We start from the raw sequence: 272 nt of genomic DNA on the forward strand, positions 1-272 counted from the left end.
GCCTGAGCCAGCTCATCGATTCCCTGCCCTTTAACACGGAGGCATTGCCCACCATACGCACTTTCCCGGTTAACCACAATCCGCTATACTACGGCATCGGGATTGTCTTTGCGCTGGTCTCAACATTCATCGCGGGATATATGCCCCCGGCCCGGGCGAGCCGCATCGATCCCGTGCGTATCATCCGAGGAAACTGACAGGCAAATGACACCGGTAATCGAAGCCAGACATATTGACAAGTTTTTTACCAGCCCCGTGGAATTCCACGTCCT

1 pseudogene is annotated in these 272 nt (G+C 54.8%); it reads left to right on the forward strand.

Going from position 1 to position 272, the window contains the following annotated elements:
- Positions 1-197 (forward strand): annotated as a pseudogene (locus ACRHNM_RS16805) (ABC transporter permease); the annotation flags it as partial.
- Positions 198-272: the final 75 nt, after the last annotated feature.

This window comes from Psychroserpens mesophilus (assembly GCF_050617655.1).
Classification (GTDB): Bacteria; Bacteroidota; Bacteroidia; order Flavobacteriales; family Flavobacteriaceae; genus Psychroserpens; species Psychroserpens mesophilus_A.